Consider the following 16,589-nt stretch of genomic DNA (forward strand, 5'->3'; position numbering starts at 1 on the left):
ACTATTGTCGCAGAATTTACGGTTAACATCCATAAGCAAACGTTTGCGTCTAGCGCGAATTGTGGTTTTTATAGCCGCATGACTCTTTTTTAAACACTTAACCAACAAAGTGGAATAAACCCATTGCTTTACTCATTTCTATTCGTATAATTCTTTCCTGTAGCGCGCCCTTAGCTCAGCTGGATAGAGCACGTCCCTTCTAAGGATGTGGTCAGAGGTTCGAATCCTCTAGGGCGTGCCATATTCTATAAGGCCTGACGACTTTTTAAGTTGTCAGGCCTTTGTCGTTTTTGGCGTCTTTACTCAAGTCTGTACTCAGATCTGTAGATAAGTAAGTGAAGAGCTAGAAAGGCCTAAATGAGATTCTTGAACGCCTTACTGATCTTTTGTAGCGCAATGTTATCAAGTAGGGGATGAAAAGAAGCGGCTGATACCAACACAATGTCCACGGATGGCAACGGAGGCATATCGTCTAGAATCTTAAGGTCATTGGACACGCTTATCTTACCCATCGCTCCTATCCCCATTCTTTCCATAACAATAGCGCGTTGAGCGGATGCCGTATTGCAGCAAGCCAGCAATTGATAGGCAGTTCCTCGTTTTATTAACCCCTCGACCGCCGCTGCGTGGTAATTGCAGTCTGATTGAAACAGTGCCAACGGGATAGGTTTAGTGTCGTCGATAGAAAAGTCGTGATGTGAAATCCAAACCCCTTGATCTCGTGCAAGCCAATACCCTTCTTCGCTCTCGGCTAACCGAGTGAGAATCGCGGCATCCAGCTTTCCGTCATCAAGCCATTCTCTTAACGTTAAACTGGGCTGACTGAACACTTGTATGGAACAAGTCGGTTCAGACTCTTGAAGTAAACGAATCACTTTTGGCAGAATACTGTCGTTGTAATCTTCTGGACACCCAAGGCGAAGTGGGTGTTTGTTTTTGTAGCGTTTCACTTGTTTAAGTGCGGTATTATGCATGTTGACTAAATGCTCTGCATGAGCTCTAAGGGCGAGCCCTGCTTCACTTAATACGAGGTTTCGTCCTTCTTTTTCGAACAACTTAACACTGAGCTCATCTTCCAGTTTTCGCATTTGAGCGCTAAAAGCGGATTGAGTACGGTTAATCTGTTTAGCCGCTCGAGTAAAGCTGCCAGTGTCGCCAAAGGCGAGAAAACTCTTTAGAGCATCAAAGTCCATGTTGAACGTTTATCCATCGGTTTAATAAATAGGTTGTATCGAAACTATCCGTTAGTTATTCAGAAAACAATCCCCTAAGCTGAGTTTTCTAATCAAAGGAACAGGCAGGAGGCCTAGATGAAACTCATTATCGGTAACCAAAATTATTCAAGCTGGTCATTACGTGCATGGCTTATATTTGCTCAATACGATGTAAATATTGAAGTCTCGAAACTCAAACTTTACACCGAAGAATTCTATCAAAAACTGAGTGGTGTGACTCCTGCAGGTAAAGTCCCTGTGCTGATAGACAATGGGGTGTCCATTTGGGATTCTCTCGCTATTTTGGAATATGTGAATGAAGCTTTTCTCGAAGGGAAAGCGTGGCCTGAAGATAGATATTTGAGAGCTCAAGCTCGTGCCATTTCTGCTGAAATGCATTCGGGGTTCATGAGTTTACGTAGTGAGCTACCGATGAATTGCCGAGCAAATAGAAAAGTGGAACTGAGTCCTGAAGCGATAAATGAGATAGCTCGGGTTGAGCAGTTATGGTCAGCTCAAATGGCGTGTTACCCTGGTGGGTGGCTGTTCGGTGAGTGGTCCATTGCCGATGCGATGTATGCTCCTCTCGCCCTCCGTTTTCAGTCGTATGGTGTTGAGTTATCTGCCCAGGCTAAACAATACCAAATTAAAGTACTGAACAGCTCTGCAGTGAAACGTTGGCTTGCTGAAGCCAATGAAGAAACTGAGGTGGTAAAAGAAGCAGAACGATAAGTAATATGGTGTGAATATATCTTTTAAAGCAAGTTTAGACCTCTAGAGTCGTGGGTAACAGGCATAGCGGGTGGTCAAATAAATGATCACCATCGTTTAGCTCGGAAAGATACGTAAGTATTGCTCTTTTGAACGATGGGGCTGCCCATATCTGATATTTTCCATCCCAAATGTAATGATAATCAATTGCATTTGGGGTGGGTTATATTTACTCTAGGTACTTCTTCGTTATATCGACTTATTTTTATGCCTCAAGATTTTTTCATGAATCAATTGTTTGAATTTTCTAAGCAGATAACGCCTTACCTTGCTGGAAAATTAGAATCGCTACCCAACAATCCACAACAACACGGCATTATTCATTTTGATCACAACAGCAGTCTGCTTATTCAAGATCTCTATGAAAGCATCGCGAAAAATACGCCTGAAGCGGGCAAGGCGTACTGGTTAACGCGAACATGGGATTTACTGTGTTGGCAGCCACTGTATCTTTCGTTTGTCTCTGTTTATGCTTGTCAGGCACTGCCAGATCTTAAGCGTATCGCTCAATTTGTTCAGAATGACTTTGTTGCTGGCTACCAATTTGAAACGTCTGATCATACTCATGGTGACCAAAGTGCATTGATAGCGTTAGCAGGCCAAGATCTACAAACGTTGTTTGAGCATTACCGAAATGAAATGAGTGAGTGGACGAGAATTAGACCGGGATTTACCCACCATCTGTTAGCCGATGGAATACTACGCTGCATTGTAAAGCTGAAAAAGTACGCGCCTGAACTGACGAATCATTACCTGCTTGAGCAAGCGAAATTATGGCTTTCTGCATGTGGCCTTCCTGAACAACTGACTCAATCTTTAAGCATTGACCCTGCCACCAATGAATTGAAGTTTGTTCGAACCAGTTGTTGTCTAGTCTACAAATGTGCAGGGCGAAAACTGTGTTCCGACTGCCCGAGAGCTATTGAGAATAAGAGAGTTTCTAACAGTAAGGCAGTATCTAATAGAATAAAGTCGACGCTCTAATTCGCGTTGGGTTGAATCGTTTTTTTCAATCGAGAAATGATCACGATAGAGAAAGAAAGCATCACGCAAATGGCGATAGGGTAGCTGGGTGACAGTGTTGAGGTCACCGCCAGCAAAGACGCCAAGCCATACCCTAATGTATGCGACATAGAGATATAGCCAGCCGTCACACCAGGGGCGCCTTGATTCGTTTGAGTTGCCATTGACGTATAGGCAGGCACAAGTAACGCTGCGCCGAATGAACTGATCGCCATACCGATGGGGAACGCCCAAATACTGCTGCCTAAAAACACTATAAAACCGAAGGTGAGACACACTGCACCGAGTTTGAACATCTTCATTAGATCGAGTTTTTTCTTCTTAATCACCAATACCTGAGTCAGTAACGTAACAGCGGCGCTAATGGTCAGCAACACACCAATTGAGTCACTGATTTTGTCGGTAGTCCATTTTGTCACGGAACCGATGAGTGGTGAGAAACTGTATTGTAGAAGTGCAATGACCGCGCAAAGCAACAGGCCAGAAAGCAGAAACGGCCAGAGGGAGAACAAGGGCTGCCAACGTGAACAGATTGCCTCGTTAGACGCGATTACCGGGTGATTTGTGGGGAATACCTGCGATTCTGGCTTGGGTTTAGGCAGTAAAAGAGAGCACATCAAAGCAACCAACGGAAACACAATCATAATCAACAGTGGTGCGTACACATTGACTTTGAGTAAAAGAATGGACAGAAGTGGCCCTGCTAATCGGCCAGTACTTAACCCAATACTCACGGAAGTGATGGCTTTTAATCGATTCTCTGCCCCACACAATATGATAGCCCAATGCTGACTGGCAGGAACCATCCCCGCAACCGTACAACCATAGACAACGCGAGCGGCAATCAACCCGACTAAGCAGTAGATCGCTAGCGAAGGCTGGTGACGACTCAAGACGGTAAACAACCACAGAAGAAAAAAGCTCACGCTCATGCCAACTAAAGCTTGAACGACCACTGTCTTCGGCCCATTTCTGTCACTAAAACGTCCCCAAAAAGGCGCGGCGGGGAGAAACAGAAAACTTCCGATGGCAATGACGATAGACCAAGCCGGTAAAGAAAATGCGGATTGCTCAATAAGAAATGGCAAAGAGACGAGCAGACCATTCTGACCAATTCCCATCAAAGATGCGATTAATCCAATAAAGGTTAACTGTATGTTTTTATTTTCTATTACCACAGGTTTTATCATTGAATGGAGAGTTCGTTTATTGAGGCGTTCGCTATCTTATCAATCTTTAATCGATATGAAAATCATTATCATTTGTATTGTTGTGTGGTAAAATTCAGCGCATTCTCGTTACCATTGATTGTTTAGCATCATGTATCAATTACTCAATACGTCGTTTGAAATCGATGAAAAAAAAATTCTTCAGCCGACAACCTTGAATTTCCAATCGGGAAAAGTCACCACCCTATTGGGGCACAATGGATGTGGTAAATCGACGCTGATCAAGCTACTCAGTCGCCAAAACAAACCTGCCCGCGGTCAAGTACTGCTGAATGGTGAAAGTGTCGAACTTTTATCGAGCCAGCAGTTTGCATTGAATGTGGCGTACCTTCCTCAGCATTCACCCATCACCGATGGCGTGACGGTAAGAGAACTCGTTTGTTTCGGACGTTACCCATGGAAGGGCGTATTTGGTCGCTACAGCAAAGCCGATTATCAGTTGGTGGATGATGCAATCAAAAAAGTGGGTTTAGAAGCTTTTTCCGGGCGTTATGTGGCAACACTATCCGGTGGTGAAAGGCAAAGAGCTTGGGTGGCGATGCTGTTAGCACAGCAAAGTCAGTGCTTGTTACTTGATGAGCCGACGTCGGCATTGGATGTGGCTCATCAACATGAATTGTTAGCATTGATTCGAGATTTAAACCAAACACTTGGGCTAACCGTGATCATGGTGTTACACGATATCAACATGGCGGCCAAGTTTAGCGATGAGATTATTGCATTGCATTCTGGTCAGGTTATCGCGCAGGGAACCCCTAAAGAGTTAATGACCCCTGACGTATTACAGCAGATCTATGGGATGGAGCTAGCACTGTTTCATCACCCTCAAACTGGCCAACCCATTAGTTATGTTCTTTAAAAACGCCATAAATGAATGTTTAGGATGATAGACAACCCGCCACTGACTATGAATAACAAGGATATTTTTGTGAAAAAACTCATCGCTCTGATTGTCTTTATTTGTGCTGCTTCTGTGCAGGCAATGGAAATAAAACACGAATTAGGTAAAGAAACTTTTGAGAAAACTCCAGTAAAGATCGTTGCACTTGATTGGGCTTTGACGGAAACGGTGCTGAGTTTAGGGCTTACGCCACAAGGGGTTGCGGATGTAGAGGGTTATCAGACATGGGTAAGTCAGCCTGAACTCAGTGGTTCTGTTATCAATGTTGGTTCACGACGTGAACCCAACTTAGAGCTGTTAACCGAGTTGAAGCCGGATGTCATTTTAATTAGCACGCATATGGCACCGGCCTATCGACAGCTAAGCAAAATAGCACCGACATTGGTTTACAGTATCTACAGTGACCGTAAAACACCGCTTGAGTCAGCCAAACACATAACATCACAGCTTGGTGTGTTGTTTGACAGGCAAGCGCAAGCGCAGATCGTGATTACGCAAACGGAAAAGAGACTTGAAGAGAATGGACAAAAAATCAAGGCTAATCAATCCGATCAAACGTCATTATTGTTTGTGCGCTTCATTAACGACAAAACCGTCCGTGTCCATAGCCAAGGTTCGTTAGCGCAGTCGACCATTGAAGGTATGGGGCTGAGCAATGCTTGGCAAGAGCAAACCAACTTATGGGGTTTTACGACTGCAGGGATTGAAAAACTTGCAGAGCATCAAGAGAGCCACGTATTGATTTTTGGTCCGCTTAAGGAAGACGAACGTCAACGTCTAGGGCAGTCACCGTTGTGGCAAGCCATGAAATTCACTCGCACCGATTCGGTTCACGAGTTGCCTGCTATTTGGACGTTTGGTGGGCTAATAGCTGCACAACGATTCAGTGACAGCATCACTAAAGAGCTGATGTCAGCTCAATGAACACAGCAGTGCTAGAAAACAGAAGAACTAATCTTCCCTTTTTTATGGTCACTGTCTTTACTGTGATGGGGCTGATTTTATGTTTGATTCACTGGACGGTGCCATATTCACAAGGCTTAGGGTTACTGTTGAATACCGTTTTTCACTATGACGTGACAGACTATCAGCACCTTATTGTTCATCTCACCTATCTTCCTCGTTTGGCTATTGCAATTTTGTGCGGGTTCTCACTCGCCGTGGCCGGTTGCATCATGCAGTTTGTTTTAAGAAACCCGATCGCTTCACCGACGACATTAGGTGTTGCTTCAGGGGCCGAGCTAGGAATGATTTTGGGGATCTTGCTGATTCCAGCCAATATCGCCACGACAGGCTTGTTGATGCCCGTCGGTATGCTATTGAACAGTCACTTTTTCCCTGCTTTTCTAGGTGGGTGCTTGGCAACGGCGCTTGTCTTCATCTTATCGGCAAAGCGGGGGTTCTCTCCTGTCCATATGGTGTTAGCTGGCATGGTGATTAGTTTGTTCTTTGGGTCACTCAATACCATGCTTTTGTTACTCAATGAACAGCAGCTTACCCGTGTTTTTGTGTGGGGAGCGGGAACACTGAACCAAAATGGGTGGTCGAGTGTGACGACGTTACTTCCATTGGTCATCGTCCCTTCTGTCTTTTTACTGCTTCTAGAGCGTCCATTATCCTCTCTGCTATTAGGAGACAGCGTTGCGTCTTCTATCGGTGTCAATGTTAAAACCATCAAGGTCGTGTGCTTGGTTTTGGCCATTTCTATGACCGCATCGGTAGTCAGTGAAGTCGGGCTTATCGGGTTTATCGGCATTGTAGCCCCCGCAATCGCTCGAATGTTACGAGTGAGGACATTGCGTTGGCAAATTTTAGTCAGCGGCGTACTTGGGTCAGTAATGCTGTTGCTGGCCGATCTGATTATTCAGTCGTTTTCTGGTGTCGGAGGTGAGTTGCTGCCAACGGGCGCAATGACCGCCTTGATTGGTGCGCCTATTTTACTGTGGTTATTGAATCGTAAAGTGATGCAATCTGATCTAAGGGCGAGGGAAGAATCGCATACCCATTACCAAACTCGCCACTTGGCCAAAATAGCCTGCGTGCTTGTTCCCTTATTGATTATGGCTTTTGTCTGGGTGCTTTTCATTGGCAAAGATTCTCAAGGCTGGAACGTCGCCCACAGTCTTTCCATTTTGGAGTTACGTGTTCCTAGGGCGTTAGTGGCCATGTTTGCAGGGGTGGGATTGGCTATTGCAGGCACAGCTATTCAGCGAGTGTCGACGAATCCTATGGCAAGCCCCGAGATTTTGGGTATCAGCTCAGGAGCGGCGCTAGCGTTAGTGATAGGAGCCGTGTTAGGTATTGCGGTCGAGCGACATGAGCAAATGCTACTTGGCACCGCGGGAGCACTGCTCGTCACGGGTATTATTTGGTGGATGGGCAGAAAGCAAAATTTTGCACCGACTCAAATGTTGTTAACCGGTATCGCGCTTAGTGCTGGCCTTGATGCTTTCCTTCGCATTGCGATGTCATCGGGCCAAGACAATGTAACCGCATTGATCACTTGGCTTTCAGGGTCAACGTACCTTGTGGCCATGTCTGATGTGTACTTGATGTTGGTGGGGGTCGTTATTCTTGGTGCTTTTTCATTGATTTGTCACCGTTGGTTTGACCTTATTGGGTTGGGTGAAATCAGTGCGACAAGCGTCGGTATCGATTGCCGTAAAGTTCGAGGGCTATTGCTGCTTCTAGTCGCGATGATGACGACACTGTGTACTATTGTGATTGGTCCACTCAGTTTTATTGGGCTTTTAGCACCACATCTTGCCCGTTCCTTACATCAGTATAAAGCCTCTAACCAGTTAATTACGGCAAGTCTACTGGGCGGAATATTGATGCTTTTGGCAGATTGGCTAGGAAGAACATTATGGTTTCCCTGGCAGTTTCCTGCGGGGCTATTAGCCTCATTGATTGGTGGCGGGTACTTCTTATACCTCATGCGAAAATAACGTTAAATCGATTTATATAATTGATAATTAAAATAATAAAGCCAGTTGAATTGAATTATTCAGCTGGCTTTTTTGATTCCCTGTCAACAACACTAGGAATGAGGCGTTGCTTCAAAAAATAATCAAATAAACGATTGTATATTTAAATGATAATCATTAGCATTCTCACTTTGTTTTATATGAAACAGTGAGATTGATATGACGAATAGCCAGACTTTGGTCGAGACAACGATGCGTGGCAATGACGCACCAGCCGCCTGTTTTTTAAACTCGTTAGCCAGAGAGTGTTCAAGTGTTGTTATTATCGACGGAGAATGTGAAGCCTATTATTGCATCCCTCTTTCAAACGAACATGAGATTCGGATTCCCCTGAGGGTCGTCTCTTCTATCGGGTTGCATGAGTACCAATTCCCGGCGGTTTTGTACGGTACTGAAGTAGCCCCAATAGAGTTCGATCAAGTGGTCGACTTGGTCGTTGAACAACCAGCACTCGTTGGCATGATTACGCCAGAGCAAAAATCGATTTTTGTCGATCGAGTTAACGAGAGCTATCGCAATGTATATGCAGCGGTGAAGGACAATCCGTATGGTCGAAAGTTATTTGAAGAGCGGCTCAACTTTCGAGAGTCGGAGCAAGGTTTATTAATAGGTCATTCTTTCCATCCCGCTCCTAAAAGTCGTGAGCAATTTAGCCCTCTAGATGCGCAAGTTTACACGCCCGAATTTGGTGGGAAGTTTCAACTTCATTGGTTGGCGGTTGATGAATCTCTTTTAGTTTCTGGCTCGTCTGGTGACCAAAGTGTTCGTCAACGTATCGAAGAGTTGGTGACTGCGGATGAGAGTTTGGAGAACAGTGTGGCTGGCCTAGCAGACGATCATGAAATGTTGTTTCCCGTTCATCCGTGGCAGTGGCAAAGCATTAAACAAAGAAAAGAGGTGAGGGCTTACCTTAAAGAAGGCCAGATCAGAGATCTGGGCGCTGTGGGTGAAAAATGGTATCCAACGTCGTCTACTCGTTCTTTGTACAGCCCCAAACTGCCTTACATGCTCAAGTTCTCGCTGAGTGTCAAACTCACCAATTCGGTAAGAAACCTCTCTCTGAAAGAAGTGGTTCGTGGCACGCGGTTGAATCAATTATTCGAAGACACGGAATTGAAGTCGTTACTGGGTGGAAAAAGAGGCTTTCAGCTCATGCAAGAACCCGCTTTTTTAGGGTTGATGGATTCTAACGGCTTAGTTATTGACGAGAGTTTGCTGGCATTTCGTGACAACCCGTTGATGAGCAAACCGGAAGAAGAAGCCGTGGTTCTCGCGACACTGACTCAACAAAACCCTTTTGGTGGGCAAAGCTTACTGGTGAGCCGAATTGAGCATTACGCTCGGACACATACCCTCACGCCAAAAGTGGCCGCACAGCGCTGGTTTGATGCGTATTGTAAGCATGCGGTTGTTCCTTTGTTCAACCTTCAAGCCAACTACGGAATCGTATTCCTGGCTCATCAGCAAAACATTGTTATGCAGCTGGAAGAGGGTCTGCCGATTGGCATGTACTACCGAGATTGTCAGGGGACAGGGTACACCGATTTAGCGTTCGAGTTATTTCCTGACGCTCTTGGCTGTTCAACGAATGCCAAACATGCCAAGCAGGAGACAGAAAACTACTGGAACCAAGACAAAGTGCGTCGCTATTTTGCTTACTACCTCATCATTAATTCTACCTTCAGTGCTATCGCTTCTATTGCGGCAGGCCTTGATATAGATGAATCCAGTTTGGTTACAATCTTACGTCAGCATTTAGTCGATCTAAAAACACAAGGTGTTAAGGATGACCGATGTCTGAGCTACGTATTGGACAGCGATTCGCTTTGCTGCAAAGGGAATTTTTATTGTTATCTACAAAATTTCAACGAAAACTCCATTCCGGACCCTGCCGTCATCTACTTCGATTTATCCAACCCTATCGTTGCCGTTAAGGAGGCGAATCATGCCTAACTACACCACGTTCCTGTTTGAAATGGGCGACATCCCGGTTGTGACTTTAACTCAGACAGAACAAGACCTAAATGCGGTGTTTTCCTTGGATTCGGTCATGATTGAGCTTGACCAATTCTTTACCATTCACAAAGACATTGACGAGATCGACATTCAATGTGGTTCGCCGACCTTACGCAATGCATTACGTCACTGTCTGCCGATGTTTGAGACAAATAGGCTAAATCGTCAGGCGTTCTATCAAAGAGAAAACCCGTGGCATCAGCATGCCCCGTCATCATCCTTTCCAACCATTGATGTTCAGAGTAATCCTCAATTTCGACATCATCCGCTGAGGCCACCTATGCCGAGGGGAACGGTCTATAAGCGATATGACCATGAGGCCGATGTGACGGTTTCATTCAGAGTGTTTGATATCGATAAAGACATGCCTCTGTTCACTCAATGGATGAATGATCCGAGAGTCGCCGACTTTTGGGAGCAAGCCTGGAGCGAAGACAAGCTTAGGCAGTTTGCACAAGAACGCTTAGCGGATGCACACATTATTCCTTTGATTGGCGAGTTTAACGGTCAACCTTTTGGCTATGTCGAGGTGTATTGGGTCAGTGAAGACAGGTTGAGCCCCTATTACTCAGTGGAACCTTATGATCGTGGTATTCATTTACTCGTCGGGGAACAACAATTTCGAGGGCCCAAATACTTCATGAGCTGGATGAAGGCCATCAGTCACTATCTGTTTATTGATGATATTCGAACCCGTCGAATTGTATTGGAGCCAAGGTCAGACAATATCAGACTGTTCAAGCGCATTGAGCAGGTAGGCTATAAAACCTGTTTTGAATTCAATTTTCCACACAAACGTTCAGCCCTATTAATGCTAGAGCGAAACGCTTTTTTTAAGGAGCAGTGGTAATGGACCAAATAGCGTTACAGCGGTACTGGTTACCGATGAATCGACACTTGGTGGCGAAGCTGATCAGTGAACTGGCCTACGAACAAGCGTTTAATCTTGTTGGCGATAAAGATGAAGATATAGATAAAGGTGTGTTTTCCTTAGCCTTGACCAAGGATGTGACTTATCAGTTTTTAGGGAAAGTGAACATTTGGGGGCAAGTCAACATCGATCCCGAGTCTGTGGTGAGGCTTGCTCCAGATCACCAAAAACAACAACACCAAGATCAAGGAACAGTTCTGGCAACAACGTTTATGAGAGATATCCAAACACTGATTGGCATATCCGATGAGGCTCTGGCTGAGCATTTTGAAGACCTCAATGCGACCCTGTTGGGTGATTGTAAATTAGCGTTACGCAAGGCGAATATGACCGCAAGAGATTTAGCTTATCTTCCTTGCGAACAGCAGCAAAGCCTATTCGATGGGCATCCCAAATTTGCTTTTAATAAAGGAAGACGAGGGTGGGGAAGTAGCGATTTAAATCGATACGCTCCCGAATCAGAAAATACATTTCAGCTGACTTGGGTTGCGGTTCACCATTCTATCATTCAAAAAGCCACCAACCAGCGCGTCGACTGGCAGCAGCTTCTATATACCGCTATTGATCATGTGGATTATCAGGCAATGGATCGAATCGTGTCTTCGTTCCATGTAGATTGCAGCGAATACACCTATGTCCCCGTTCATCCATGGCAGTGGGATCAAAAATTGTCGTTGTTGTTTGTACGTGAACTCGCGGAAAAATCGCTGATTTACATTGGAGAGCATGGGGATCGCTTTCTACCACAATTGTCAATTCGAACGCTAAGCAATGTTGATAGGCCGATGAGCTACGACATTAAGCTGCCTCTGACCATTATGAACACCTCATGCTACCGAGGTATCCCGGGTCGTTACATATTGGCTGGCCCCATTGCATCAGACTGGATTGATTCACTATTTAAGTCCGATCCGTTACTGATTGAAAAGCAGGCTGAAGTATTGCAAGAGCCGGCTGCGGCGTTCGTTGGGCAAAGTGATTATCAAGGATTGATCGATGCTCCTTACCGGTACCACGAGTTATTGGGCGTTATTTGGCGAGAATCGGCACATTCCAAATTAAAGGAGAACGAACACGCGATTTTGATGGCGGCTCTTATGGAGTGTGATGCATCAGGGGCACCGATAATTGAGGAGTACATAGCCAGTTCCGGCCTCGACAACAGTGAGTGGCTAACCTGCTTATTTGATGTGGTCGTTATTCCATTTTATCACTTGTTGTGTAAGTACGGAGTGTCACTGATAGCGCATGGACAAAACGTTACGTTGGTGCTTGAAAACTCGATTCCAACACGAATCTTATTGAAAGACTTCCAAGGAGACATGAGGCTGGTCGATAGGGTATTACCTGAGCAAGACTCACTGGATCAGTGCGTTAAAGACGTGACTGTGAAGCTGCCGGAAGAGTTGATCATTCACGACTTACAAACGGGACATTTTGTCACTGTACTGCGTTTTATCTCCCCTTTAGTCGCTCGGTCAGGCCTGCCTGAAATGACATTTTATGAGCTTCTTGGACGCTCTATTCAACAGTACATGCAGAAATGCATTCAAAGTGATCCTGAGATGGAAGAGCGTTTTGAACGGCTCGACCTTTTCAAACCTAGAATTCTTCGAATTGGACTCAATCTAGCAAAGTTTAGACACAGTACCGATTCAAGTGCGTCTCGCATGTTACCGGATATGGATGACAGGCTAGATAACCCGCTCTACAAGGCTTTAAATCAATAGGAATACATAGAATGGATAATAATAAACACAACGTCAAACTGGGTATTACTGGTCTTGATATTGCCGGTATTGGTGTCGGCCCGTTTAATCTGAGTGTTGCGGCGCTGCTAGAACCACACAAAAATATTCGCTCGACGTTTTTTGAAAGTCGAGACTCCTTTTCTTGGCATCCGGGGTTGTTGCTGGATGACACGAATATGCAAACCATGTATCTGAAAGATTTGGTCACGGCTGTGGATCCTCAAAGCCAATATTCTTTCCTCTCTTACTTAGTGAAAACTAAAAAATTCTATCGATTTTTGTCGGCGGAATTAAATTGTATCAGCCGCCATGAATTTTCAGACTATTTGGCGTGGTCGGCCAATCAAATGAATAATGTCCAGTTCTCAACCAACATTGAGCATGTTGATTTTAAAGAGGGGCTCTTCCACCTTCAGACTAGCAGCGGTGCTTACCAAGCAAAAAATCTATGCATTGGCACAGGTAAAGTGCCATTGATGCCGGAGTGCGCGAAGAAGTTTATCAGCGATAAAGTCTTTCACGCGGCCGAAGTTGGATTAAGAGATCGAGACTTCACCGGTAAACGCGTCATGATTGTTGGCGGCGGGCAAACCGGTGCTGATATCTTCTTAAACGTGCTGCGAGGCAAGTGGGGAAAAGCGGCGTCACTGGATTGGGTGTCGCGTCGCCCAAACTTTCAACCGCTGGATGAAGCGGCCTTTACCAACGAATTCTTTACACCAAATTACGTGGAAGCCTTCGTCGGGCTTAATCCCAGTGTCAAACATTCAGAAGTGACGACTCAAAAGCTGACCTCTGATGGCATCACGCAGTTGGCCTTATTGGATATTTATCGCGAGCTTTACCATCGGTTTGATGTCCTCAAAGAAGAAAAATGGGTTCGTTTGTTACCGCATCGCACGTTGACTGAAATGCATCCATTAGAAACGGGGTACGCGCTAAGTGTGGGAAATGCGTTAAGTGAGCATGTCGAACGTCATGAAGCGGATGTCGTGATTCTTGCAACTGGGTTTGAGGCGCCATATCCGGCTTGTCTTAAAGACATTATGCCCATGTTGGATCTCGATGAACAAGGACGATACCAACTGACTTCTAACTTCGAGCTCAAGTGGAAAGGAAGTCCAGAGAACAAAATTTTTGCGGTTAATGCAGGTATGCACAGCCACGGTATTGCTGAACCACAACTCAGTTTGATGGCGTGGCGCAGCGCCAAGATCATTAACAGTTTGGCTGGACGAGAGGTCTACGATATTAAGTCAGATAAAGGACTCATTGACTGGCTATCCGCGGTGCGGGTGAAAGACCTTGTTGAGGCTTAGTCATTCATACCTAACGGTTAACACCTAATACCCCACAGCATAAAGTTTTTACACTAGGTCATATAAAAATAATGTATAAATAAGTGGTAATGAAGTGACTAATGAGTATCATTATCATTACTATATGTGTGTGGTTACATTAAATAACAAGAGAAAAGTAATGAAAGTTAACAAAGGAACGTTTCAACTGTCTGTCATTTCAGTTGCGATAGCGTCAGCTACTGGCTTTTTTGTTCCTTCAGTCGTCCAAGCTGAAGAGTACACAACAACCCAAGAAAAAATGGTCGTCGTTTCAAGCCGTACACCGAAAGCGATCAGTGAGATCCCAGGTACCGTTTGGTACGTTGATGCCGAGCAAATTGAACAAGAATACCGTGGTGGTAAAAGCCTGGATGAAATTCTAGCCGCAACGGTTCCATCTTTGGATGTGAGCAGCGGTGGTCGTACTCATGCAGGTCAAAACCTACGTGGTCGCAGCATCATGGTGATGATTGATGGTGTGTCATTACAATCAGTGCGCTCTATTAGTCGACAACTCGATTCCATTGACCCATTTAATATCGAGCGTATCGAAGTGCTGTCGGGTGCGAGTTCAATTTATGGCGCAGGTGCGAGTGGTGGTGTCATTAACATCGTGACCAAAAAAGCACTGGGTGGCGAGATAGAGTTCGAAACGTACGTTGGTGGTACCTCTGGTTTTAACGGAAGTGAAGATTTTGATTATAAACTCGCGCAGTCAATTGCGGGCGGAAATGAGAAAGTTCAAGGGCGTGCGTCTGTGGCTTATACCAGTACTCAAGGGTACTACGATGCAAACGGTGACATGGTCACTCCTGACATCACTCAAGGTTCAACTCAATTTAACGAAACGATTGATTTGATGGGTAATCTACAAGTTAATCTCGCTGATAATCAAAACTTGCAGTTGTTGGCACAGTATTACGATAGCCAGCAAGACACCCCATACGGTTTGTATTTCGAAAAAGACGCGGATGGAAAATATCAATTCGTCGATGTTAGAGACGGTTACGCCGCCGATCGTCAGCAAGGTACTGAGCGCGTAATGCTAAGTGCTGCATATAATCACAGTGATTTCCTGAGCCATCAACTGATTGCGGAGCTGTCCTATCGTTCGGAAGAACATACATTCATGCCATACACATCGGCAGGTAGAACCACGTTAGCAACCAGTTCATCAAGTCAAAATACCGATATTATCTCGTTAAAAGCCGCGTTGAATAAATCTTTTGATGCCCTCAGCCTTACCTATGGTATTGATGGCTTTGTGGACAGCTTTGACAGTGATAACGCGCTTTATAACCAATCGGTTACAGAAGGGTCGGGAGGGCTGATTAACCAGATAGAGTCTATGGCAGGGCGTTATCCTGGTATTGATACTCAAGCGTTTGCGGGCTTTTTACAGGCTGAGTATGCGCTAACGGATAATTGGACACTGCAAGGCGGCTATCGTTATCAGTACATGAATACGGAAGTATCGGATTTCCAAAAAAGTTCGAATTCAGATTTTGTTCCGGGTGGAGAAACAGATTACTCAGAGGGATTATTCAATGTCGGGACTGTTTACCATCTCACGGAAAACTCTCAGGTGTGGGCTAATTTCTCTCAAGGTTTTGATCTGGCGAACCCTGCGAAATATTACGGTAAAGATGCCACTGTTAATGTTAATGACACTAAACTAGAAGGCATTAAAACCGACAGCTACGAGCTAGGTTACCGTTATGATTTCGACAAACTTTCATTTCAAACGGCCGCGTACCATTCATACTCTGATGGTTCAGTGGAATACGCGGATGACCAATCGATTAAAGGTATTTCAAACCCTATTCGAGTCTACGGTGCAGAAGCGCAAATCTCATATTGGGTGATGACTAACCTTCAACTAGGTGCGTCTGGACACTATGTCGTTTCTGAAGAAAAAGGCGACAACGGCTGGGAAGACTACGATGCGAGAGAAGCCAGTACATCAAAAGCCAGCACTTGGATTGGTTGGTATGAAGCTGACTACAGCGTGAAGCTACAAAGTTTAACCGCCTTTGATTATGAAGATGCGAACGCTCTAAAGCTGGAGGGTTACACCGTTGTTGACATGATAGGTACGTACCAACTGCCTGTCGGCACGATTGGTTTCGGGGTTAAAAATTTGTTCAACGAAGACTATCTGACAACGTGGAGTCAACGAGCAACACAGTGGTATAGCGGTGGTCCTGATATGTACCAATATCAAGGTCGTGGCCGTACTTATACGCTGAACTATCAAGTGAAATATTAACGATACGTTAGGTATAAAAGTGATCCGTTAACGCGACTCTAAGAACGGGATAAGCCATCGCCATGAACTCGGTATCTACTGGGTTTGTGATACTACGCGATGGCTTAAACCTTGAGTTAATTTAGGACGTGTTGATCTTTCGCGGTTAAATTTTGTT

General features: G+C 45.0%; 12 protein-coding genes and 1 tRNA gene. 11 read left to right on the forward strand and 2 right to left on the reverse strand.

Annotated features, from left to right (window positions below):
* Positions 1 to 164 precede the first annotated feature (164 nt).
* Positions 165 to 241: transfer RNA gene (locus A1QO_RS17890), tRNA-Arg, on the forward strand.
* A 112-nt stretch (positions 242 to 353) separates the two neighbouring features.
* Here A1QO_RS17890 and A1QO_RS17895 read toward each other — a convergent pair.
* The gene (locus tag A1QO_RS17895) at positions 354 to 1,193 is read right to left on the reverse strand and encodes a LysR family transcriptional regulator (protein WP_017041120.1); all 840 of its coding nucleotides are present in this window, start codon (positions 1,191 to 1,193) and stop codon (positions 354 to 356) included.
* 117 nt (positions 1,194 to 1,310) lie between these two features.
* Between A1QO_RS17895 and A1QO_RS17900 the strand changes: the two genes are divergently transcribed.
* Positions 1,311 to 1,946 (forward strand): glutathione S-transferase family protein, encoded by a 636-nt coding sequence (locus tag A1QO_RS17900; protein ID WP_017033979.1) that lies wholly within the window; start codon positions 1,311 to 1,313, stop codon positions 1,944 to 1,946.
* A 246-nt stretch (positions 1,947 to 2,192) separates the two neighbouring features.
* Positions 2,193 to 2,969, forward strand: a complete 777-nt coding sequence (locus A1QO_RS17905) for a siderophore ferric iron reductase (protein WP_017040527.1) — start codon at positions 2,193 to 2,195, stop codon at positions 2,967 to 2,969.
* On the opposite strand, the gene A1QO_RS17910 is transcribed toward A1QO_RS17905, so the two are convergent.
* Positions 2,966 to 4,198 carry an MFS transporter gene (locus tag A1QO_RS17910; RefSeq protein ID WP_017040526.1) on the reverse strand — a complete coding sequence of 411 codons (1,233 nt, stop codon included), beginning with the start codon at positions 4,196 to 4,198 and terminating at the stop codon, positions 2,966 to 2,968. The two genes, A1QO_RS17905 and A1QO_RS17910, sit on opposite strands and share 4 nt — an antisense overlap.
* Positions 4,199 to 4,328: 130 nt before the next feature.
* Here A1QO_RS17910 and A1QO_RS17915 point away from each other — a divergent pair, with 130 nt between their 5' ends.
* From A1QO_RS17915 to A1QO_RS17950, 8 genes are all read left to right on the forward strand, one after another.
* Positions 4,329 to 5,096 (forward strand): ABC transporter ATP-binding protein, encoded by a 768-nt coding sequence (locus tag A1QO_RS17915; RefSeq protein ID WP_017041121.1) that lies wholly within the window; start codon positions 4,329 to 4,331, stop codon positions 5,094 to 5,096.
* Positions 5,097 to 5,120: 24 nt separating this feature from the next.
* Positions 5,121 to 6,062 carry an ABC transporter substrate-binding protein gene (locus A1QO_RS17920; RefSeq protein WP_017041122.1) on the forward strand — a complete coding sequence of 314 codons (942 nt, stop codon included), beginning with the start codon at positions 5,121 to 5,123 and terminating at the stop codon, positions 6,060 to 6,062.
* Positions 6,059 to 8,086: a Fe(3+)-hydroxamate ABC transporter permease FhuB gene (gene fhuB / locus A1QO_RS17925; RefSeq protein WP_017041123.1), complete on the forward strand. Its 2,028-nt coding sequence runs from the start codon at positions 6,059 to 6,061 to the stop codon at positions 8,084 to 8,086. Before A1QO_RS17920 ends, fhuB begins: the two co-directional genes overlap by 4 nt.
* A 198-nt stretch (positions 8,087 to 8,284) precedes the next feature.
* Positions 8,285 to 10,078 (forward strand): IucA/IucC family protein, encoded by a 1,794-nt coding sequence (locus A1QO_RS17930; RefSeq protein ID WP_017041124.1) that lies wholly within the window; start codon positions 8,285 to 8,287, stop codon positions 10,076 to 10,078.
* On the forward strand, positions 10,071 to 10,991 hold the full coding sequence (locus A1QO_RS17935; protein ID WP_017041125.1) for a GNAT family N-acetyltransferase: 921 nt from the start codon (positions 10,071 to 10,073) through the stop codon (positions 10,989 to 10,991). The genes A1QO_RS17930 and A1QO_RS17935 overlap by 8 nt, the downstream gene beginning before the upstream one ends.
* Positions 10,991 to 12,802 carry an IucA/IucC family protein gene (locus A1QO_RS17940; RefSeq protein WP_017041126.1) on the forward strand — a complete coding sequence of 604 codons (1,812 nt, stop codon included), beginning with the start codon at positions 10,991 to 10,993 and terminating at the stop codon, positions 12,800 to 12,802. Before A1QO_RS17935 ends, A1QO_RS17940 begins: the two co-directional genes overlap by 1 nt.
* Positions 12,803 to 12,813: 11 nt before the next feature.
* Complete coding sequence (locus A1QO_RS17945) at positions 12,814 to 14,142, forward strand: lysine N(6)-hydroxylase/L-ornithine N(5)-oxygenase family protein (RefSeq protein WP_017040521.1); 1,329 nt, start codon at positions 12,814 to 12,816, stop codon at positions 14,140 to 14,142.
* 160 nt (positions 14,143 to 14,302) lie between these two features.
* Positions 14,303 to 16,432: a TonB-dependent receptor gene (locus A1QO_RS17950; RefSeq protein ID WP_017036918.1), complete on the forward strand. Its 2,130-nt coding sequence runs from the start codon at positions 14,303 to 14,305 to the stop codon at positions 16,430 to 16,432.
* Positions 16,433 to 16,589 lie beyond the last annotated feature (157 nt).

This window comes from Vibrio genomosp. F10 str. ZF-129 (assembly GCF_000287055.2).
Taxonomy (GTDB): domain Bacteria; phylum Pseudomonadota; class Gammaproteobacteria; order Enterobacterales; family Vibrionaceae; genus Vibrio.